This window comes from Azonexus sp. (assembly GCF_047638095.1).
In the GTDB taxonomy this organism is placed as follows: domain Bacteria; phylum Pseudomonadota; class Gammaproteobacteria; order Burkholderiales; family Rhodocyclaceae; genus Azonexus.
In genome coordinates, this window is record NZ_JBLJBW010000010.1 from 40,668 (window position 1) to 61,570 (window position 20,903).

The 20,903-nt window shown below is 58.7% G+C and carries 16 protein-coding genes and 4 tRNA genes; 19 read left to right on the forward strand and 1 reads right to left on the reverse strand.

Annotation, left to right across the window (positions count from 1 at the left end; translation table 11 throughout):
- The first annotated feature begins 65 nt into the window (after positions 1-65).
- From ubiA to ACM62Q_RS04150, 4 genes are all read left to right on the forward strand, one after another.
- Positions 66-944 (forward strand): 4-hydroxybenzoate octaprenyltransferase, encoded by an 879-nt coding sequence (ubiA, locus tag ACM62Q_RS04135; protein ID WP_415033879.1) that lies wholly within the window; start codon positions 66-68, stop codon positions 942-944.
- Positions 941-2,416, forward strand: a complete 1,476-nt coding sequence (ubiD, locus tag ACM62Q_RS04140) for a 4-hydroxy-3-polyprenylbenzoate decarboxylase (RefSeq protein ID WP_415033881.1) — start codon at positions 941-943, stop codon at positions 2,414-2,416. Before ubiA ends, ubiD begins: the two co-directional genes overlap by 4 nt.
- Positions 2,417-2,441: 25 nt before the next feature.
- Complete coding sequence (locus ACM62Q_RS04145) at positions 2,442-2,855, forward strand: DUF4870 family protein (RefSeq protein ID WP_415033883.1); 414 nt, start codon at positions 2,442-2,444, stop codon at positions 2,853-2,855.
- A gap of 118 nt (positions 2,856-2,973) precedes the next feature.
- On the forward strand, positions 2,974-3,654 hold the full coding sequence (locus ACM62Q_RS04150) for a YEATS-associated helix-containing protein (protein ID WP_415033885.1): 681 nt from the start codon (positions 2,974-2,976) through the stop codon (positions 3,652-3,654).
- Here ACM62Q_RS04150 and lgt read toward each other — a convergent pair whose 3' ends face one another.
- Positions 3,655-4,440: a prolipoprotein diacylglyceryl transferase gene (lgt, locus tag ACM62Q_RS04155; protein ID WP_415033887.1), complete on the reverse strand. Its 786-nt coding sequence runs from the start codon at positions 4,438-4,440 to the stop codon at positions 3,655-3,657.
- Between the two features lie 99 nt (positions 4,441-4,539).
- Between lgt and ilvD the strand changes: the two genes are divergently transcribed.
- The 15 genes from ilvD (at position 4,540) to rpoC (ending at position 20,808) form a co-directional block, all read left to right on the forward strand.
- Positions 4,540-6,396 carry a dihydroxy-acid dehydratase gene (ilvD, locus tag ACM62Q_RS04160; RefSeq protein WP_415033889.1) on the forward strand — a complete coding sequence of 619 codons (1,857 nt, stop codon included), beginning with the start codon at positions 4,540-4,542 and terminating at the stop codon, positions 6,394-6,396.
- Between the two features lie 176 nt (positions 6,397-6,572).
- A complete protein-coding gene (locus ACM62Q_RS04165; RefSeq protein ID WP_415033891.1) occupies positions 6,573-6,881 on the forward strand; it encodes a c-type cytochrome in 309 nt (102 codons plus the stop codon).
- A 115-nt stretch (positions 6,882-6,996) separates the two neighbouring features.
- Positions 6,997-7,081: transfer RNA gene (locus ACM62Q_RS04170), tRNA-Tyr, on the forward strand.
- Positions 7,082-7,128: 47 nt separating this feature from the next.
- Positions 7,129-7,202, forward strand: a tRNA-Gly gene (locus ACM62Q_RS04175).
- Positions 7,203-7,232: 30 nt separating this feature from the next.
- Positions 7,233-7,307: transfer RNA gene (locus ACM62Q_RS04180), tRNA-Thr, on the forward strand.
- A gap of 54 nt (positions 7,308-7,361) precedes the next feature.
- Positions 7,362-8,552, forward strand: a complete 1,191-nt coding sequence (gene tuf / locus ACM62Q_RS04185) for an elongation factor Tu (protein WP_415033893.1) — start codon at positions 7,362-7,364, stop codon at positions 8,550-8,552.
- 58 nt (positions 8,553-8,610) lie between these two features.
- Positions 8,611-8,686, forward strand: a tRNA-Trp gene (locus ACM62Q_RS04190).
- Between the two features lie 25 nt (positions 8,687-8,711).
- Positions 8,712-9,065, forward strand: a complete 354-nt coding sequence (gene secE / locus ACM62Q_RS04195) for a preprotein translocase subunit SecE (protein ID WP_415033895.1) — start codon at positions 8,712-8,714, stop codon at positions 9,063-9,065.
- Positions 9,062-9,595 (forward strand): transcription termination/antitermination protein NusG, encoded by a 534-nt coding sequence (gene nusG, locus ACM62Q_RS04200; RefSeq protein WP_415033897.1) that lies wholly within the window; start codon positions 9,062-9,064, stop codon positions 9,593-9,595. Before secE ends, nusG begins: the two co-directional genes overlap by 4 nt.
- 112 nt (positions 9,596-9,707) lie before the next feature.
- Positions 9,708-10,139 carry a 50S ribosomal protein L11 gene (gene rplK / locus ACM62Q_RS04205; RefSeq protein ID WP_205201499.1) on the forward strand — a complete coding sequence of 144 codons (432 nt, stop codon included), beginning with the start codon at positions 9,708-9,710 and terminating at the stop codon, positions 10,137-10,139.
- Positions 10,140-10,141: 2 nt separating this feature from the next.
- Positions 10,142-10,837 carry a 50S ribosomal protein L1 gene (gene rplA / locus ACM62Q_RS04210; protein ID WP_415033899.1) on the forward strand — a complete coding sequence of 232 codons (696 nt, stop codon included), beginning with the start codon at positions 10,142-10,144 and terminating at the stop codon, positions 10,835-10,837.
- A 216-nt stretch (positions 10,838-11,053) separates the two neighbouring features.
- Positions 11,054-11,551 (forward strand): 50S ribosomal protein L10, encoded by a 498-nt coding sequence (gene rplJ / locus ACM62Q_RS04215; RefSeq protein WP_415033901.1) that lies wholly within the window; start codon positions 11,054-11,056, stop codon positions 11,549-11,551.
- Between the two features lie 39 nt (positions 11,552-11,590).
- The gene (gene rplL / locus ACM62Q_RS04220) at positions 11,591-11,965 is read left to right on the forward strand and encodes a 50S ribosomal protein L7/L12 (protein WP_415033903.1); all 375 of its coding nucleotides are present in this window, start codon (positions 11,591-11,593) and stop codon (positions 11,963-11,965) included.
- A gap of 242 nt (positions 11,966-12,207) precedes the next feature.
- Positions 12,208-16,491, forward strand: coding sequence for a DNA-directed RNA polymerase subunit beta (gene rpoB / locus ACM62Q_RS04225; RefSeq protein ID WP_415033905.1), 4,284 nt, complete (start codon positions 12,208-12,210; stop codon positions 16,489-16,491).
- Between the two features lie 114 nt (positions 16,492-16,605).
- Positions 16,606-20,808: a DNA-directed RNA polymerase subunit beta' gene (rpoC, locus tag ACM62Q_RS04230; protein WP_415033925.1), complete on the forward strand. Its 4,203-nt coding sequence runs from the start codon at positions 16,606-16,608 to the stop codon at positions 20,806-20,808.
- Positions 20,809-20,903 lie beyond the last annotated feature (95 nt).

The following is a 20,903-nucleotide window of genomic DNA, read 5'->3' on the forward strand; positions in this document are numbered from 1 at the left end:
TGTTCGTTGGCTCGTTCGTTAAACCGCGCGCGTTGTTCTGTGCGTCATAACCCCCTCTGCTTCCCGTGCTCACCCTGCATCTGATCCGCGAAAAACTCGATCTGTACGAAAAGCTGATGCGGCTCGACAAGCCCATCGGCACGCTGCTCCTGCTCTGGCCGACGCTGTGGGCCTTGTGGCTGTCCGCCGCCGGACAGCCAGATTGGGTGCTGGTCTGGGTGTTTGCGCTGGGCACGCTGCTGATGCGTTCGGCGGGTTGCGTGATCAACGATTTTGCCGACCGCGATTTTGACAAACACGTCGAGCGCACCAAAGAGCGACCGCTCACGGCGGGCCGGGTGAGCAGTCGGGAGGCGCTCATTTTGTTCGCGCTGCTGTGTCTGGCCAGTTTTGCGCTCGTCTTGTTGCTGCGTAAACCGTTGGTGATCTGGCTGTCCTTCGCGGCGCTTTTTCTGGCGGCGAGCTATCCCTTTACCAAACGTTTTTTTGCCATTCCGCAGGCTTATCTGGGCATCGCCTTCGGTTTTGGTATTCCCATGGCTTACGCCGCGCAACTCGATCAGGTGCTCGCGCCGGCCTGGTGGCTGCTGCTGGCCAATGTGTTCTGGGCGGTGGCTTATGACACCGAATATGCGATGGTCGATAGGGACGATGACCTGAAAATCGGTATCAAGACCTCGGCCATCACCTTTGGCCGCTTCGATGTCGCGGCGGTGATGCTGTGCTATGCGCTAACTTTGGGCATCATTGCGTGGGTTGGCGCTCACTATGGCCTGGGTTTGGCATTCTATGCGGGCTTGTTCCTTGCAGCGCTGATGATGGGGCAGCACTATTTCTGGATACGCGGGCGCGAGCGCATGCCTTGTTTTCGCGCCTTTCGCCATAACAACTGGGTGGGCGCGGCGATCTTTGCCGGCATCGCTCTGGATTACTTTCTGCGATGAAATATCACGATCTGCGCGACTTCATGTCGCAACTGGAGCATCTGGGCGAACTGAAGCGCATTGCCGCGCCAGTAGATACCCACCTGGAAATGACGGAAATTGGCGACCGCGTATTGCGTTCAGGCGGCCCCGCGCTGCTGTTCGAGCAGGCACACACGCAGGGGAAACAAGCCGAAATGCCGGTGCTCACCAACCTGTTCGGCACGCCGCGCCGGGTGGCGCTGGGCATGGGCGAGGAATCGGTGCAGGCGCTGCGCGAAGTGGGCAAACTGCTCGCTTATCTGAAAGAGCCGGAACCGCCCAAGGGTTTGAAAGATGCCTGGGAGAAGCTGCCGGTTCTGAAACAGGTGCTCAACATGGCGCCGAAAAAAATGTCGTCCGCGCCCTGTCAGGAAATCGTTTGGGAAGGCGAGGCGGTCGATCTGTCCCGTTTGCCGATCCAGCACTGCTGGCCGGGCGATGTGGCACCGCTGATCACCTGGGGGCTGGTGGTGACGCAGGGGCCGTTCAAATCGCGCCAGAATCTGGGAATCTACCGTCAGCAGGTGTTGGGGCCGAACAAGCTGATCATGCGCTGGCTGGCGCATCGCGGCGGCGCGCTTGATTTCCGGGATTTTCAGCAGGCCCATCCGGGGCAGCCTTTCCCGGTGGCGGTGGTGCTGGGTTGTGATCCGGCGACCATCCTCGGCGCGGTGACGCCGGTGCCGGATTCGCTCTCCGAATACCAGTTTGCTGGCCTTTTGCGCGGCAGCAAGACGGAACTCACGCAATGCCTCGGTTCCGACCTGCTCGTTCCGGCGCGTGCTGAAATCGTGCTGGAAGGCGTCATTCATCCTGGCGAAACGGCGCTGGAAGGCCCCTATGGCGACCACACCGGCTATTACAACGAGCAGGCGGAATTTCCGGTATTTACCGTCGAGCGCATCAGCATGCGCAAAAACCCCATCTACCACAGCACCTACACCGGCAAGCCGCCGGACGAACCCGCTGTGCTGGGCGTGGCCTTGAACGAAGTGTTCGTGCCACTCCTGCAAAAGCAATTTACTGAAATTGCCGATTTCTACCTGCCGCCGGAAGGCTGCTCCTACCGCATGGCCATCGTCAGCATCAGGAAACAGTATCCGGGCCACGCCAAGCGGGTGATGTTCGGCATCTGGAGTTTTTTGCGCCAGTTCATGTATACCAAAACCATTATCGTGGTGGATGACGATATCGACATCCGCGACTGGAAGGAGGTGGTCTGGGCCATGACCACCCGTTTCGATGCGGTGCGCGATACGACCTTGGTCGATAACACGCCCATCGACTACCTCGATTTTGCTTCGCCGGTGGCCGGTCTCGGCTCCAAAATGGGAATCGATGCCACCAACAAATGGCCGGGCGAAACCAGCCGCGAATGGGGGCGGCCCATCGTCATGGATGCCGCCGTGAAGACGCGCATCGATGATCTGTGGGACAGGCTCGGCCTGTAAGCCGGCACAACGTAAAGGAAGACTTATGACCGATCAAACCCCCGCCACGCAGAACCCGCGCACCTCGCTCATCCACGTCACGCATCTCATCTACGGCCTGCATGCAAGCGCCGTGGTGATTGGGCTTCTTTCTTCCGCCAGCGTGGCGGGCGGCCTGGTGTTCGGCCTCCCCTCGCTTGCCGGCGTCGTGCTCAATTACTGGATGCGCAGCGAAGTGCGCGGCACCTGGCTGGATGCCCACTTCGTCTGGCAGATCCGTACCTTCTGGTTCACTTTGTTGTGGTTGGTGGTCTATGGGCTTTTAATCATTACGATCATTGGCATTCCGCTGGCCTGGCTGTTGATCTTCATCCTCGGCATCTGGGTGGCTTACCGTGTCTTGCGCGGCTGGCTGGCGCTGAAAAACGGTGAAATACCACCGGTTTCAACAAAACAGTGAAACGTAAAAGACTGTAAATATGTGACAATGCGACAAATTTAATCGGGGGCGGATGATGTCGGGCGATTTGCAAAGCACGTTTCAGTTCAATGCGCCAAACGGCGGTCTCGATGGCCATATGCTGCTGATCCTGGCGATCATGGTGCTGGCCGGGGTTTTAGGCGGCGCAGCCAATTATTTTCTTGCCGAGCGACAGGGCGAGGGCGGCGGGCGCGACTGGATCAAATACCCGGTATTCGGCATGGTGGCGGCGTTTACCGTGCCGCTTTTTCTCAACATGATCTCCAGCACCCTGCTCGAAGGCGCGCGCACCAAGCCGGTGGATTTTTATGTTTTTGCCGGTTTCTGCCTGATTTACGTCGTCGCCTCGCGCCGCCTGTTCGAGAATCTGGCGCTACGCCTTCTGGGGCAGATGGAGCAGGTGCGCCGTGATGTCGGCCAGTTGCGCCAGAAGCGCGATGAAGCCTTGGTGTTGGCGGCGCAGAAAGCAGAAATCGAGGCGCAGAAAGAAGCACAAAAACCCGCCGAACCTGATCCGCGCGAGGTTTTATCCTACAACGACGTGGAAATTTTGCGCGCCCTGGCCGAAGAGCGTTTCGTCTATGGCAATTTGGCCGCGCTGTGCGAGCGCACCGGTTTGCAGCGCGAATTCGTCAGTCAGCGCCTGACGGTCATGAAGGCGCAGGGGGTGATCGAGACCCGCATCAACGACAAAAATGTGCTGCACTGGTTTGTGTCCTCGCGCGGCGCTGCGGTACTCAACGATTTGCTCAATGTCGGCAACGAAGCGCGTGCATGATTAGCGCTGCCGCCAAGTCTTGCCAAACAAAAAAATGCCCAACAGGATCATCGGTAAAGACAGCCATTGCCCCATGCTGACGAGGTAAGACTGGCCAAAAATCCCGCTATCCGGTTCGCGGAAAAATTCCGTGATGAAACGGCACAGACCGTAACCGATGAGAAATAAGCCAGAAATTGCACCGCGTGGCCGCGCGCGGGCGCTCCACCACCACAGAAAAACAAAAAGCAAAATACCCTCCAGGCCGACGTGGTAAAGCTGCGAGGGGTGGCGGGGTTCCAGGCTTCCGGATTGTGGAAAAACCATGGCCCAGGGCAGGCTAGGGTTGGCCAGTCGCCCCCATAGCTCACCATTGATGAAGTTGCCGATACGCCCGGCAGCCAGCCCCAGGGGCACGAGAGGGGCGATGAAGTCGGTGATACTCAGCCAGGGTAGGCGGCTTTTATGTGCCCAGAGCGCCATGGCGACAAGCACGCCAAGAAAGCCACCGTGAAAGCTCATGCCGCCTTTCCAGACGGCGAGAATCTCGAGCGGGTGGGCGAAATAATAGGCCGGTTCATAAAATAACACCTGCCCGAGGCGGCCGCCGAGAATGACGCCGAGTACGCCGTAAAACAAGAGGTCATCGAGCTGTTCGGCATTGACCGGGGCAAGCTTTTGCGCGATGCGCAGCCGGCCGAGGGCGATGAACTGTGCGAAAGCAAGAAGGTACATCAACCCGTACCAATGCACGGAGAGCGGGCCAAGAGAAAAAGCAACAGGGTCGAACTGCGGGTGGAGCAGCATGGTCGAAGGGCTTTGGGCTAAAATCGCCCGATTATATCGACCCCGCCCGGATCGTTTCGGGTTTCCGGGTTTTTCATGGTGCAGTTTCGGAGATTCAGCATGCCTCAGTATCGTTCCCGTACATCCACCCACGGCCGCAACATGGCCGGCGCACGCGCTTTGTGGCGCGCCACCGGCATGAAGGACGGCGATTTTGGCAAACCCATCATTGCCGTGGTCAATAGTTTCACGCAATTTGTGCCGGGGCATGTGCACCTAAAAGACATGGGGCAGTTGGTGGCGCGCGAGATCGAAGCGGCTGGCGGTATCGCCAAGGAATTCAACACCATCGCCATCGACGACGGTATCGCCATGGGCCACAGCGGCATGCTGTATTCGCTGCCTTCGCGTGATTTGATCGCCGATTCGGTGGAATACATGGTCAATGCCCACTGCGCCGATGCCATGGTGTGCATTTCCAATTGCGACAAAATCACGCCGGGCATGTTGATGGCCGCCATGCGCCTCAATATTCCGGTGATTTTTGTCTCCGGTGGGCCGATGGAGGCCGGCAAGGTGAAGTGGGAAGGCAAAACCATCGCCGTCGATTTGATCGATGCCATGATCAAGGCGGGCGACAGCGCCTGTTCCGATGCCGAGGTGGATGAATTCGAGCGTTCCGCCTGTCCCACCTGCGGCTCCTGCTCCGGGATGTTTACCGCGAATTCGATGAATTGCCTGACCGAAGCGCTTGGTTTGAGCCTGCCCGGCAATGGTACGGTCGTGGCCACCCACGCCGACCGCAAACAGCTCTTTTTGCGCGCCGGTCGCCAGATCGTCGAACTGTGCCGGCGGTACTACGAGCAGGACGATGCCAGTGTTTTGCCGCGCAGCATCGCGCCCAAGGCGGCTTTCGAGAACGCCATGACGCTGGATGTGGCGATGGGCGGCTCGACCAATACCGTGTTGCATCTTTTGGCGGCGGCACGCGAAGCCGAAGTCGATTTCACCATGGCCGATATCGACCGCATTTCGCGCCGCACACCCTGTCTGGCGAAGGTGGCACCGGCGACGCAGGATTACCACATCGAGGACGTGCATCGCGCCGGGGGCATCATGGGCATCCTGGCCGAGCTGGCGCGTGCCGGTAAGCTCGATGTTTCGTTGTCTACCGTCTATGCGCGCAGCCTGGGGGAGGCGATTGCCGCCTACGATGTGAAACAAGATGTTGCGCCGGAAATCATCGAATTCTTCCGCGCCGCACCGGGTGGCATTCCGACCCAGACGGCCTTTTCCCAGAACGCGCGCTACCCTGAACTGGATACCGATCGCGCCGGTGGTTGTATCCGTGACCAGGCCCATGCCTATTCCCAGGATGGTGGGCTGGCGGTGCTCTACGGCAATATTGCGTTGGACGGCTGCATCGTCAAAACGGCGGGGGTGGATGAATCGATCTGGAAATTCGCCGGTCGGGCGCGCGTCTTCGAGAGCCAGGATGCGGCGGTGGACGCCATTCTCGGCGGTAAGGTCGTGGCCGGCGATGTGGTGGTGATCCGCTACGAAGGCCCGAAAGGCGGCCCAGGCATGCAGGAAATGCTCTATCCCACGTCCTACTTGAAATCGATGGGCCTGGGCAAGGAATGCGCGCTGCTCACCGACGGGCGTTTTTCCGGCGGTACGTCGGGCTTGTCGATCGGCCACGCCTCGCCAGAGGCGGCAGACGGCGGCGCGATCGGTCTGGTCGAAGAGGGTGACCGCATCGAGATCGACATTCCGGGGCGGCGTATCCATCTGGCCGTGAGCGACGAGGTTTTGGCGCAGCGCCGGGCGGCGATGGAGGCGCAGGGAGAGCGTGCCTGGCAACCGGAAAACCGCCAGCGCACGGTATCGGCGGCATTGCAAGCCTATGCTTTGATGACGACTTCGGCGGATAAAGGCGCGGTGCGCGACGTGAGCCAGATTCAGCGGCGTTCCTGAGTAAAAGACTCGGATTTTTGCTGTTGAACCGGTATGATTCGGCCCGGAGGCAAAAGCCTCCGGAAATTTTTTGTTGCATTTGATCGTTTGTCGTCGCCGGCTGCGGACGTATGATCCGGACCAGATAGTGTCGTCAGGCTATCGAAGCGTTAATCACTAAAAATGGAGCGAGAGAAATGAAAGCTGCTTACATTGCAATCATGGCTGCTGCCGGCGTCATCGTTGCGGGTCAGGCTCAGGCAGATGAAGCCTTGGCCAAGGCAAAGAACTGCATGACCTGCCACGCCACCGACAAGAAGCTGGTTGGCCCGGCCTATAAAGAAGTCGCCGCCAAGTACAAGGCCGACAAGAACGCGGTTGCCACCCTGGCTGCCAAGATCAAGGCGGGCGGCAAAGGCAACTGGGGCCAAATCCCGATGCCCCCCAACAACGTGACCGAAGACGAAGCCAAGAAGCTGGCCGCTTGGGTCATGGCGATCAAGTAATCGTTTGCTGTATCAAGAAACCGGGTTCGCCCGGTTTTTTTATGTGTTTTTGTGCAAATTACGCCGCACTCTGTTGACAGTCTGTAAAACGCTCTGGATAATCTCGGTTTCTCCCGGAGGGATACCCAAGCGGTCAACGGGAACAGACTGTAAATCTGTCGGCTCAGCCTTCGAAGGTTCGAATCCTTCTCCCTCCACCAGATTGAATGCTGTAGCGGCTGATGCTGCGTGGTGGGGTTAAGCGGTTGCGGGTGTAGCTCAATGGTAGAGCTGAAGCCTTCCAAGCTTAAGACGAGGGTTCGATTCCCTTCACCCGCTCCACAGTGCGGTACGGCTGGAGTTTGAAGGTGCGCCCATGTGGCTCAGTGGTAGAGCACTCCCTTGGTAAGGGAGAGGTCGGCAGTTCGATCCTGCCCATGGGCACCACCGATTAGCTTGCTTCTGGATTTTTGATTTATTTGATTATTTGAGGATACTAGAATGGCTAAGGAAAAATTCGAGCGTACCAAGCCGCACGTCAACGTCGGCACGATTGGTCACGTTGACCACGGCAAGACCACGCTGACGGCGGCAATCACGACCGTTCTGTCGAAGAAGTTCGGTGGTGCGGCCAAGGGTTACGATCAGATCGATAACGCCCCGGAAGAAAAGGCGCGCGGTATCACGATCAACACCTCGCATGTTGAATACGAAACGGAAAACCGCCACTACGCGCACGTCGACTGCCCGGGTCACGCCGACTACGTGAAGAACATGATTACCGGTGCCGCCCAGATGGACGGTGCGATCCTGGTCTGTTCCGCCGCCGACGGCCCGATGCCGCAAACGCGTGAGCACATCCTGCTGGCCCGTCAGGTCGGCGTGCCCTATGTTCTGGTGTTCATGAATAAGTGCGACATGGTGGATGACGCCGAGCTGCTCGAACTGGTCGAAATGGAGCTGCGCGAGCTGCTCTCTAAGTACGATTTCCCGGGCGACGACACCCCGATCATTCACGGCTCCGCCCTGAAGGCGCTGGAAGGCGACCAATCGGAAATTGGTGAGCCGGCGATTTTCCGCCTGGCCGAAGCGCTCGATAGCTATATCCCGACGCCGGAACGCGCCATCGACAAGCCTTTCCTGATGCCGGTGGAAGACGTGTTCTCGATCTCTGGTCGCGGTACCGTGGTGACTGGTCGCGTTGAGCGCGGCATCATCAAGGTCGGCGAAGAAATCGAAATCGTTGGTATTCGCCCGACGCAAAAAACCACCTGTACCGGCGTGGAGATGTTCCGCAAGCTGCTCGACCAAGGTCAGGCGGGCGACAACGTCGGCGCGCTGCTGCGCGGTACCAAGCGTGAAGACGTCGAGCGCGGCCAGGTGCTGTGCAAGCCGGGTTCGATCACGCCGCACACCCATTTCACGGGTGAGGTCTATGTGCTGTCGAAGGACGAAGGCGGTCGTCACACGCCGTTCTTTAACAACTATCGTCCGCAGTTCTACTTCCGCACGACCGACGTGACCGGTGCCATCTCGCTGCCGGAAGGCGTGGAAATGGTCATGCCGGGCGACAACGTGCAGATGACGGTGCAGCTGATCGCGCCCATCGCCATGGAAGAAGGTCTGCGCTTCGCCATCCGCGAAGGCGGCCGTACCGTCGGCGCTGGCGTGGTGGCCAAGATCATCGCTTAAGCGATAAACAGGTAGGAAAGGCGCTTCGCAGGTCGGAGCGCCTTGCTGTTTCTGTTGCAGGGGTGTAGCTCAATTGGTAGAGCAACGGTTTCCAAAACCGTAGGTCGGGGGTTCGATTCCCTCCGCCCCTGCCACTAAAAATTAAAGAAAACAATCCATATGGCTGACAAGATCAAGTTTGTGCTGGCGCTGCTGGTGATGGTGGCGGGCATAGCTGGTTTTTATCTGCTCGCCAATCAGCCCATGATTGTTCGGGTTTTGCTGGTGCTTGGTGGGGTTTTGGTGGCTGCGGCCATCGCCTGGAAAACCGAGCCGGGGCAGCGTTTCTTCACCTTTGCCAATGAGGCGGTGATTGAAGCGCGTAAAGTCGTCTGGCCTTCGCGTAAGGAAACAGTGCAAACGACCTTGATGGTCTTTGCTTTTGCTGTTGTCATGGCGCTGTTTCTCTACATTACGGACAAGAGCCTGGAATGGGTGCTCTATGACCTGGTTCTGGGTTGGAAGAAATCATGAGTAAACGCTGGTATGTCGTGCATGCCTATTCGGGCTTCGAAAAAAGCGTGATGCGCGCGATTCAGGAGCGTATCAATCGCCTGGGTATGCAAGACAAGTTCGGCCAGATTCTGGTGCCGGTCGAAGAAGTCGTCGAAATGAAGGGCGGTCAGAAGTCGATTACCGAGCGTAAATTTTTCCCGGGTTATGTGCTCGTGGAAATGGAAATGGACGACGATACCTGGCACTTGGTGAAAGATACGCCCAAGGTGACGGGTTTTGTCGGCGGTACAGGCAATCGCCCGACGCCGATTTCGCAAAAAGAAGTCGATAAGATCATGCAGCAGATGCAGGAAGGGGTGGAAAAACCCCGCCCCAAGACCTTGTTCGATGTGGGCGAGATGGTGCGCGTCAAGGAAGGCCCGTTTACCGATTTCAACGGCTCGGTTGAAGACGTCAATTACGAAAAGAATCGCTTGCGTGTTTCGGTCACGATTTTTGGCCGCGCCACACCAGTCGAGCTGGAGTTCGGGCAGGTCGAAAAAGCCTGAATCCGGGCTGCACATGTTTTAGGGCGCTGCCGGAAGCCCCAAGTCCGGCAAGAGGAGCATCGCGGGCGCAGTAGGTTCGGGATGCGTTACCACTCATTTATTAGGAGTCATCATGGCCAAGAAAATTATTGGCTACATCAAGCTGCAAGTCCCGGCCGGCAAGGCCAACCCTTCTCCCCCGATTGGCCCGGCTCTGGGTCAGCGTGGTCTGAATATCATGGAATTCTGCAAGGCGTTCAACGCCCAGACTCAGGGCTTGGAGCCCGGTCTGCCGATTCCGGTGGTGATCACCGCTTTCGCCGACAAGTCCTTCACCTTCATCATGAAGACGCCGCCGGCGACCATCCTGATCAAGAAGGCTGCCGGCATCAAGTCGGGTTCGGCCAAGCCGCATACCGATAAGGTCGGCAAGATCACTCGCGCCCAGTGCGAGGAAATCGCCAAAACCAAATCGCCCGATCTGACGGCTGCCGACATGGAAGCAGCGATTCGCACCATCGCCGGTTCCGCCCGTTCGATGGGCATTACGGTGGAGGGTCTGTAATCATGGCCAAGCTTACGAAGAAACAAAAAGCCCTGCAGTCCAAGGTCGAAGCGCAGAAACTCTATCCGCTGCAAGAAGCCCTGGCGCTGGCCAAGGAAACGGCAACCGCCAAGTTTGATGAGTCGATCGACATCGCCGTCAACCTCGGTGTCGATGCGCGTAAATCCGATCAGGTGGTGCGCGGCTCCGTCGTGTTGCCGGCGGGTACCGGCAAGACCGTGCGTGTGGCCGTGTTCGCCCAGGGCGACAAGGCCGAGGCTGCCAAGGCGGCCGGTGCTGATATCGTCGGTTTCGACGATCTGGCTGCCGACGTTAAAGCAGGCAAACTCGATTTCGATATCGTCATTGCCACGCCGGACGCCATGCGCATCGTCGGTCAGCTGGGCCAGATTCTTGGTCCGCGCGGCCTGATGCCGAACCCGAAGGTGGGTACCGTGACCATGGACGTCACCACTGCAGTGAACAACGCCAAGGCCGGTCAAGTGCAATACCGTACCGACAAGGCCGGTATCGTGCACGCCACCCTGGGTCGCGCGTCCTTCTCGGTGGAGCAGCTGGAAACCAACTTCAAGGCTCTGGTGGATGCTCTGACCAAGGCCAAGCCGGCGTCTTCCAAGGGGCAATACCTCAAGAAAATCGCCGTCTCCGCCACGATGGGGCCGGGCGTTCGCGTCGACCAGGCAAGTCTGGCCGGCTAAACATACTTTGGGGCGTCGGGTGCGCTAAGGCGCTTCCGGCGCATCGTCAAAGACCGCAGGTGCCTGCAGTTTGGGCTTAATCGTGTTGTTACCTGCGCAGACGGTGTTCCCGAAACGGATTTTTGCTCGCTTTATCGCGAGCAGGCTTCTGGATCAGGTCGCCGTATGGGGCGGTGGAAATTCCACCGTATTATGACTTGAAAGGAGGATGGGCCTGTGGGTCTTAATCTGAATGACAAAAAAGCCGTCGTGGCTGAGGTGTCGGCACAGGTAGCCAATGCCCAGACGATCGCGATTGCCGAATACCGTGGCATCGAGGTGGGTGATCTCACCGTGCTGCGCAAGAAGGCGCGTGAGTCTGGTGTGTATCTGCGCGTGCTGAAAAACACCCTGGTGCGCCGCGCTGTGGAAGGAACCGAGTTTGCCGGCCTGGCCGAGCATATGGTCGGTCCCCTGATCTACAGCGTATCCGCCGACCCGGTGGCTGCGGCGAAAGTCTTGAATGACTTCGCCAAAACCAATGACAAGCTGGTGCTGAAAGCTGGTTCTTATGCCGGCAAGGTGCTCGACAAGGCAGGCGTGCAAGCGCTCGCTTCCGTTCCGAGCCGCGAAGAGCTGCTCTCCAAGCTGCTCTACGTCATGCAAGCCCCGGTCGCTGGCTTTGCCCGTGCGCTCGACGCCCTGGCCAAGCAGCGCGAAGGCGCCGCCGCTTGATCTTTACCGCATACGAACTGAACTTAGGAGTTTATTGAAATGGCAATTAGCAAAGAAGACATCCTGGAAGCCGTTGGCGCTTTGACCGTGATGGAACTGAACGACCTCGTCAAGGCGTTCGAAGAAAAATTCGGTGTTTCCGCTGCGGCCGTAGCCGTTGCCGGCCCGGCCGGTGGCGCGGGTGCCGCTGCTGTTGAAGAGCAGACTGAATTCACCGTTGTCCTGGCTTCTGCTGGCGACAAGAAGGTTGAAGTCATCAAGGTCGTGCGTGCCGTGACCGGTTTGGGTCTGAAGGAAGCCAAGGATTTGGTTGATGGCGCACCGAAACCCGTCAAGGAAGGCATCGCCAAGGCCGACGCCGAAGCGCTCAAGAAACAACTGGAAGACGCCGGCGCCAAGGTCGAAGTCAAGTAAGTTTCAGAAGTTGTGGGCTGGTGGCCTGGCTGCCAGCCCTTTTCTGTCTGTATCTCCTGTTGCTATCAGGCTTTACGATTGGCAGTTTGATCATTACGCAAGAAAAATCACGCCACCTGGCAAACGCAAATCTGGGTTTTCTGTCTTATCGGACGGAAAGCCGCTTTGCGTTTGCCTGTTGTTGTTTTCCAAGCCGGCGGCAGGCCCGCTCTCCCCACTGATTTCATCCTCACGGAGTTACCATGACCTACTCCTTCACCGAGAAGAAGCGCATTCGCAAGAGCTTCGCCAAGCGTGCCAGCGTGCTTGCGGTGCCTTACCTTCTGTCGACGCAGCTGCAGTCTTTCAGCGAGTTTTTGCAGGAAGATACGCCGCTGGCCAAGCGCAAGAACGAAGGCTTGCAGGCGGCATTCACCTCGATCTTTCCCATCGTTTCGCATTCCGGTAATGCACGTCTGGAGTTTGTCAGCTACACCCTGGGTGAGCCGGCCTTCGACGTGGTTGAGTGCCAGCAGCGCGGCCTGACCTTTGCTGCTTCCCTGCGCGCCCGTGTGCGTCTGGTGATCATGGATCGCGAAACGCCAGATACGGTCAAGGAAGTGAAGGAGCAGGAAGTGTACATGGGGGAAATTCCCCTGATGACGACCAATGGCTCTTTCGTCATCAACGGCACCGAGCGGGTGATCGTTTCCCAGCTGCACCGCTCGCCGGGCGTGTTTTTCGAGCACGATCGCGGCAAGACGCACAGCTCGGGCAAGCTCCTCTTCTCTGCGCGCATCATTCCTTACCGTGGCTCCTGGCTGGATTTTGAATTCGATCCGAAGGATGTGCTTTTCTTCCGTGTTGACCGCCGCCGCAAGATGCCGGTGACGACCTTGCTCAAGGCATTGGGCATGTCGCCGGAAGAAATTCTGGCCGAATTTTTCGAGTACGACCTTTTCCAGCTGGTCAAGGACCATGTCGAATTTGCCTTGGTGCCGGAGCGCCTGCGCGGCGAAGTGGCGCGTTTCGATTTCGTCGATCCGAGCGGCAAGGTCATCGTCGCCAAGGATAAACGCATCACCGCCAAGCACATCCGCGAAATTCAAGCGGCGAATTTGCAGCAGATTGCCGTGCCGGAGGAATTCATCCTCGGGCGCACGCTGGCAAAAAATATCATCGATCAAGGCAGCGGCGAAGTGCTCGCCAATGCCAACGACGAAATCACCGAAACCCTGCTCGCGAAGCTGCGCGAAGCTGGGGTGCAAACGCTGGAAACCTTGTACACCAACGATCTTGATCGTGGTGCCTTCATTTCCACGACGCTGCGCGCGGACGAAACGGCCTCGCGCCAGGCGGCACGCGTGGCGATTTATCGCATGATGCGCCCGGGCGAGCCGCCGACGGAAGAGGCGGTTGAAATTCTCTTCAATGGCTTGTTCTATTCGGACGAACGCTACGATATTTCCAACGTCGGGCGCATGAAATTTAACCGTCGCCTGGGGCGCACGGCCGATGTCGAACACAAAGTCATGGTGAAAAGCCTGGCTTCGCGTGCCGAAGCGGCTTTGAAAAACCTGGCGGAAGTTTCCGGTTTCGCTTTGCCGGTGATTCAAGACATGGTGGCCGGCCTGCCGTTTGGCGCGCGGGCACTGAGCGAGAATCTTGATCTGGAAAGTGCCAGTGCGCTGGCCGCCAAGCTCAAGAGCGCCAACGCCAATGTAGAAGTGCGCGAACAGCTGACCTTGTCGCCACGCGACATCGTCGATGTCATCAAAATTCTGGTCGAGTTGCGTAACGGTCGCGGCGATATCGACGACATCGACCACCTCGGCAATCGCCGCGTGCGTTCGGTCGGCGAGTTGGCAGAAAACCAATTCCGCGCCGGCCTGGTGCGTGTCGAGCGCGCGGTCAAGGAGCGTTTGAGCCAGGCGGAATCGGATAATCTGATGCCGCACGACCTGATCAATGCCAAACCAATCAGCGCCGCGATCAAGGAATTCTTTGGTTCCAGCCAACTCTCGCAGTTCATGGACCAGACCAACCCGCTGTCGGAAATCACCCACAAGCGCCGTGTTTCGGCCCTTGGCCCGGGCGGTTTGACCCGCGAACGCGCCGGCTTCGAAGTGCGCGACGTGCATCCGACCCATTACGGCCGCGTCTGCCCGATCGAAACGCCGGAAGGCCCGAACATCGGTCTGATCAACTCGCTGGCGCTGTTCGCCCGCGTCAATAGTTACGGTTTCATTGAAACCGCCTACCGTCGCGTAAACGACGGCAAGGTGACCAATGACATTGAATACCTCTCGGCCATCGAAGAGGGTAATTACGTCGTTGCTCAGGCCAATGCCGCGTTGGATGCCACAGGCTGCCTGGTCGATGATCTGGTGACCTGCCGCGAAAAGGGCGAAACCATTCTCGCCGAACCTGCGCGCGTGCAATACATGGACGTCGCGCCGGGGCAGATCGTTTCGGTTGCCGCCTCGCTGATTCCCTTCCTGGAGCACGATGACGCCAACCGCGCCTTGATGGGTGCCAACATGCAGCGCCAGGCGGTACCTTGTCTGCGCCCGGAAAAGCCGCTGGTCGGCACCGGTATCGAGCGCACCGTGGCGGTGGACTCGGGTACGGCCGTTGTCGCCCGGCGTGGCGGCGTGGTCGATTATGTCGATGCCAGCCGGGTCGTGGTGCGCGTGCACGATGCCGAAGCCGTGGCCGGTGAAGTGGGTGTCGATATTTACAATCTCGTCAAATACACCCGCTCCAACCAGAGCACCAACATCAACCAGCGCCCCATGGTCAAAGTGGGCGACATCATCGCGCGCGGTGACGTGGTGGCCGATGGTGCCTCGACCGACAAGGGCGAGCTGGCACTTGGCCAGAACATGCTGATCGCCTTCATGCCCTGGAATGGCTACAACTTCGAAGACTCCATTCTCATTTCTGAGCGTGTGGTTGCAGAAGACCGTTACACCTCGATCCATATCGAAGAACTGACGGTGGTGGCGCGCGATACCAAACTCGGGGCCGAGGAAATCACCCGCGATATCGCTTCCCTCGGTGAAGTGCAGTTGTCGCGCCTGGACGATGCCGGCATCGTGTACATCGGTGCTGAAGTCCATGCCGGCGATGTGCTGGTCGGCAAGGTGACGCCCAAGGGCGAAACCCAGCTGACGCCGGAAGAAAAGCTGTTGCGCGCCATCTTCGGTGAAAAAGCATCCGACGTGAAAGACACCTCCTTGCGCGTGCCAGCCGGCATCGCCGGGACGGTGATCGACGTGCAGGTGTTCACCCGCGAAGGCATCGAGCGCGACAAGCGCGCCCAGTCCATCATCGACGAGCATCTGCGCCAGTACAAGCTTGATCTCGCCGACCAGATGCGCATCTTCGAGCGCGATGCTTTTGCCCGCGTAGAGCGCATGGTGCTCGGTAAAAAAGCCAATGGCGGCCCGAAAAAGCTGGCCAAGGGCGCACTTATCGAACAAAGCTATTTGGACGGAATCGATCCGCACCACTGGTTCGACCTTCGCATGGCCGACGATGAAGTCGCGCAGCAACTTGAGCAGATCAAAGATAGCCTGGAACAGGCACGCAAGGATTTCGATCTGGCTTTCGAAGCCAAGCGCAAGAAGCTGACGCAAGGCGACGAATTGCCGCCGGGCGTGCAGAAGATGGTCAAGGTCTATGTCGCGGTCAAGCGTCGTCTGCAACCGGGCGACAAAATGGCCGGCCGCCACGGCAACAAGGGGGTCGTCTCGCGCATTTTGCCGGTTGAAGACATGCCCTACATGGCCGACGGCCGCCCGGTGGACATCGTGCTCAACCCGCTCGGTGTGCCGTCGCGGATGAACGTCGGGCAGATTCTCGAAGTGCACCTCGGGCTTGCCGCCAAGGGTTTGGGCCAGAAAATTGGGGCCATGCTGCGGGCGCAGGCGGCAACCAAAGAAGTGCGTGGCTTCCTCGAGCAGATCTATAACAGCAGCGGCAAGTCGGAAGACTTGGCCTCGCTCAGCGATGCTGAAGTGCATGAACTGGCCACCAATCTGGAAGGCGGCGTGCCGTTTGCAACACCGGTGTTCGACGGGGCCAAGGAAGAGGAAATCAAGGCCATGCTGGCGCTCGCCGGGATGCCGTCTTCCGGGCAGATGACGCTGTTCGACGGACGTACCGGCGAAGCCTTCGAGCGTCAGGTGACGGTGGGCTACATGCACTACCTCAAGCTGCATCACCTGGTCGATGACAAGATGCACGCCCGTTCGACCGGCCCGTACTCGCTGGTCACGCAGCAGCCGCTGGGCGGCAAGGCGCAGTTCGGCGGTCAGCGCTTCGGTGAAATGGAAGTGTGGGCGCTGGAAGCCTATGGCGCATCCTATGTGCTGCAGGAAATGCTGACCGTGAAGTCTGACGACGTGAACGGACGAACCAAGGTGTACGAAAACATCGTCAAGGGCGAACACAGAATCGATGCCGGCATGCCGGAATCCTTCAACGTGCTGGTCAAGGAAATTCGCTCCCTGGCCATCGACATCGACATGGAACGCAACTGATTCGGTGCAATGTGACAGAAAAACCTTGGGCGCAGACCGTCTCGTAAGACGCTGCGCCCGAGGAAAAACTGTGATGCTGCACTCAAAACCGGAGGTTTTGAAAAAATGATAGCTTTGAAAGATCTGTTCAAGCAGGTGACTGACGAGAAGGAAGAGTTCGACGTCATCACTATCGGCCTGGCTTCGCCGGACAAAATTCGTTCTTGGTCGTATGGCGAGGTCAAAAAACCGGAAACCATCAACTACCGCACCTTCAAGCCAGAGCGTGATGGTTTGTTCTGTGCCAAGATTTTTGGCCCGGTCAAGGATTACGAATGCCTGTGCGGCAAGTACAAACGTTTGAAGCATCGCGGTGTGATCTGCGAGAAGTGTGGCGTTGAAGTCACGCTCGCCAAGGTGCGCCGCGACCGCATGGGCCACATCGAACTGGCTTCGCCGGTCGCCCACATTTGGTTCCTGAAATCCCTGCCCAGCCGTTTGGGCATGGTGCTGGACATGACGCTGCGCGACATCGAACGCGTGTTGTATTTCGAAGCCTTCGTGGTGACGGAACCGGGCATGGTCTCCAACCTGCAGCGGGGTCAGTTGCTCACCGAAGAGCAATACCTCGAAATGATGGAAGAGCACGGCGACGAATTCGAGGCCTTGATGGGCGCGGAAGGCATCCGTGCACTTTTGCGCAATCTGGATCTGGATCGCGAAGTCGAAACATTGCGCGGCGAGCTGGAAGTGACGGGCTCGGAAGCGAAAAACAAAAAGATCGCCAAGCGCCTGAAAATTCTTGAAGGTTTCCAGAAGTCCGGGATCAAACCGGATTGGATGATTCTCGAAGTTCTGCCGGTGCTGCCGCCCGACCTGCGTCCCTTGGTGCCGCTGGATGGCGGGCGTTTCGCCACCTCCGATCTGAACGATCTGTACCGCCGCGTCATCAACCGCAACAATCGTCTGAAGCGCCTGCTCGAACTGAAGGCGCCGGACATCATCGTGCGTAACGAAAAGCGCATGCTGCAAGAGGCTGTCGATTCGCTGCTCGATAACGGCCGTCGTGGCAAGGCCATGACCGGTGCCAACAAGCGGCCGCTGAAATCGCTGGCCGACATGATCAAGGGCAAGGGCGGACGTTTCCGCCAGAACCTGCTCGGCAAGCGCGTGGATTACTCCGGTCGTTCGGTGATCGTGGTCGGCCCGCAACTCAAATTGCATCAGTGCGGCCTGCCCAAGCTGATGGCGCTGGAACTCTTCAAGCCCTTCATCTTCAACAAGCTCGAACTGGGCGGCTACGCCACCACCATCAAGCAAGCCAAGAAGATGGTCGAAGGCCAAGAACCGGTGGTGTGGGACATGCTGGAAGAGGTGATCCGCGAACACCCGGTCATGCTCAACCGCGCGCCGACCCTGCACCGCCTTGGTATTCAGGCTTTTGAACCGACCCTGATCGAAGGCAAGGCTATCCAGCTGCACCCGCTCGTTTGCGCGGCGTTCAACGCCGACTTTGACGGTGACCAGATGGCCGTGCACGTACCCTTGTCGCTGGAAGCGCAAATGGAAGCGCGCACCCTGATGCTGGCGTCCAACAACGTGCTCTCGCCCGCCAACGGCCAGCCCATCATCGTGCCGTCGCAAGATATCGTGCTCGGCCTGTATTACGCCACGCGGGAGCGCATCAACGCCAAGGGTGAAGGCATGTATTTCGCCGACGTGGCTGAAATCGACCGCGCCATGGCCGCCGGCCAGCTCGATCTGCACGCCCGTATTTCGGTGCGTCTGAAAGCTTACAAGTCGGGCCTGGCAGAAGACGAATGGGAAGAAAGCCTGGTGCGTGTCGAAACCACCGCCGGCCGTGCGCTCTTGTCGCGCATTCTGCCCAAGGGCCTGCCCTTCAAGCTGATCGATAAGGCCCTGAAGAAAAAAGAAATTTCCAAGCTGATCGATGAGTCTTTCCGTCGTTGCGGCTTGAAAGAAACGGTCGTGTTTGCCGACAAGCTGATGCAAAACGGTTACACCTTGGCGACGCGCGGCGGTATCTCCTTCTGCTCCGACGACATGCGTGTGCCGGCGAAGAAGTACGAAATCATCGCCGCCTCGGAAGCCGAGGTGAAGGAAATCGAAACGCAATATACCAACGGTCTGGTGACTGACGGCGAGCGTTACAACAAGGTGGTCGATATCTGGGGCCGCACCGGTGATCAGGTGGCCAAGGTGATGATGGACGAACTCGGCCACGAGGAAGTCGTCGACCGCCACGGCAAGAAGGTCAAGCAGGATTCCTTCAACTCGATCTACATGATGGCCGATTCCGGCGCGCGCGGTTCTGCCGCCCAGATTCGTCAGCTGGCCGGGATGCGCGGCCTGATGGCCAAGCCGGATGGCTCGATTATCGAAACGCCGATCACGACCAACTTCCGCGAAGGTCTGAACGTGCTGCAGTACTTCATCTCCACGCACGGTGCGCGTAAGGGTCTGGCCGATACGGCTTTGAAGACCGCCAACTCGGGTTATTTGACGCGTCGCCTGGTTGATGTGACGCAAGATCTGGTCATCACCGAAGACGACTGCGGTACCAAGAACGGTTTTGCCGTGAAGGCGCTGGTTGAAGGCGGTGAGGTCATCGAACCCTTGCGCGAACGTGTTCTTGGCCGTGTCACGGTGGATGATCTGATCGATCCGGAAACCCAGGAAACAGTGATTTTCGCCGGCAGCCTGCTGGAAGAAGATCAAGTCGATTTGATCGACAAGCTCGGCATCGACGAAGTTAAGGTTCGCACGCCGCTCACCTGCGACACCCGCTACGGCCTGTGCGCCAAGTGTTACGGCCGCGATCTGGGGCGCGGCACGATGGTCAATGCCGGCGAATCGGTCGGCGTGATTGCCGCCCAGTCGATCGGTGAACCAGGAACGCAGCTCACCATGCGGACCTTCCACGTCGGTGGTGCTGCCTCGCGTGCGGCCGTGGCTTCGCAACTGGAAGCCAAATCGGGCGGGACGATTCGTTTTACCGCCACCATGCGCTATGTCACTTCGGCCAAGGGCGACAAGGTGGTGATTACCCGTTCCGGCGAGATTCTCGTCACCGACGACCATGGCCGCGAGCGCGAACGTCACAAGGTGCCGTATGGCGCGCTGTTGGCCGTGGATGAGGGCAAGGTCATCAAGGCCGGTGCCAAGCTGGCCTCCTGGGATCCGCACACCCGCCCGATCATTACCGAATACGCCGGCACGGTGAAATTCGAGAATGTCGAGGAAGGTGTCACCGTTGCCAAGCAAATTGACGACGTGACCGGCCTGTCCACCCTGGTGGTGATCGACAACAAGCGCGCCGGCAAAACGACCGCCAAAGGCGCGCGTCCGATGGTCAAGCTGTTCGACGAATTCGGTCAGGAAGTGAAAGTTCGCGGCTCCGAGCAAAGCGTTTCCATCGCTTTCCAGGTGGGCTCCATCATTTCGGTGGCCGACGGTCAGCAGGTCGGCGTTGGCGACGTGCTCGCCCGTATGCCACAAGAGTCGGCGAAAACCCGCGACATTACCGGCGGTCTGCCGCGCGTGGCCGAGCTTTTCGAAGCCCGCACGCCGAAGGACGCCTCGGTACTGGCCGAAGTCACCGGCACCATCAGTTTCGGTAAAGATACCAAGGGCAAGCAGCGCCTGGTCATCACCGATCTGGAAAATGTGGCGCACGAATTCCTGATTTCCAAGGATAAACACGTGCTGGTGCACGACGGCCAGGTGGTGAATAAGGGCGAGAAGATCGTCGAGGGCGCGCCGGATCCGCACGATATTCTGCGTTTGCAGGGTATTGAAGCCTTGGCGCGCTACATCACGGACGAAGTGCAGGACGTCTATCGTCTGCAAGGCGTGAAAATCAACGACAAGCACATCGAAGTCATCGTGCGCCAGATGCTGCGCCGGATCACCATCACCGATCCGGGCGACACCAAGTTCATCAAGATGGAACAGGTGGAGCGCGCTGAACTGCTCGCCGAGAATGACCGCGTGCTGGCCGAAGGCAAACTGCCGGCGGTATTCGACAACATGCTGCTGGGGATCACCAAGGCTTCGCTGTCGACGGATTCCTTCATTTCTGCCGCCTCCTTCCAGGAAACGACACGCGTGTTGACCGAGGCGGCGATCATGGGCAAACGCGATGAACTGCGCGGCCTGAAGGAAAACGTCATCGTCGGCCGTCTGATTCCGGCGGGCACGGGTCTGGCCTATCACCGCAGCCGCAAGTCGCGGGCGGCGGGAGAGGACATGGCGGCGGATCGTCCGTTCGAAATGCCGGCGGAACTCGATGCTGCAGCAACGGGCGATGCTGTTTGATCGGCCGGGTCTAAAATCTTCCCCTGTGTTGGCGCATCAGCTTGACACAGGGGCTTGATCAACCATAGAATCTATGGTCTTTGTCGGCGGAAGCT

Bases quoted from the DNA above. Each gene is read 5' to 3' on its own strand.
- ubiD (WP_415033881.1), top strand. From the start codon at position 941: ATGAAATATCACGATCTGCGCGACTTCATGTCGCAACTGGAGCATCTG.
- ACM62Q_RS04145 (WP_415033883.1), top strand. From the start codon at position 2,442: ATGACCGATCAAACCCCCGCCACGCAGAACCCGCGCACCTCGCTCATC.
- ACM62Q_RS04150 (WP_415033885.1), top strand. From the start codon at position 2,974: ATGCTGCTGATCCTGGCGATCATGGTGCTGGCCGGGGTTTTAGGCGGC.
- lgt (WP_415033887.1), bottom strand. From the start codon at position 4,440: ATGCTGCTCCACCCGCAGTTCGACCCTGTTGCTTTTTCTCTTGGCCCG.
- ilvD (WP_415033889.1), top strand. From the start codon at position 4,540: ATGCCTCAGTATCGTTCCCGTACATCCACCCACGGCCGCAACATGGCC.
- ACM62Q_RS04165 (WP_415033891.1), top strand. From the start codon at position 6,573: ATGAAAGCTGCTTACATTGCAATCATGGCTGCTGCCGGCGTCATCGTT.
- tuf (WP_415033893.1), top strand. From the start codon at position 7,362: ATGGCTAAGGAAAAATTCGAGCGTACCAAGCCGCACGTCAACGTCGGC.
- secE (WP_415033895.1), top strand. From the start codon at position 8,712: ATGGCTGACAAGATCAAGTTTGTGCTGGCGCTGCTGGTGATGGTGGCG.
- nusG (WP_415033897.1), top strand. From the start codon at position 9,062: ATGAGTAAACGCTGGTATGTCGTGCATGCCTATTCGGGCTTCGAAAAA.
- rplK (WP_205201499.1), top strand. From the start codon at position 9,708: ATGGCCAAGAAAATTATTGGCTACATCAAGCTGCAAGTCCCGGCCGGC.
- rplA (WP_415033899.1), top strand. From the start codon at position 10,142: ATGGCCAAGCTTACGAAGAAACAAAAAGCCCTGCAGTCCAAGGTCGAA.
- rplL (WP_415033903.1), top strand. From the start codon at position 11,591: ATGGCAATTAGCAAAGAAGACATCCTGGAAGCCGTTGGCGCTTTGACC.
- rpoB (WP_415033905.1), top strand. From the start codon at position 12,208: ATGACCTACTCCTTCACCGAGAAGAAGCGCATTCGCAAGAGCTTCGCC.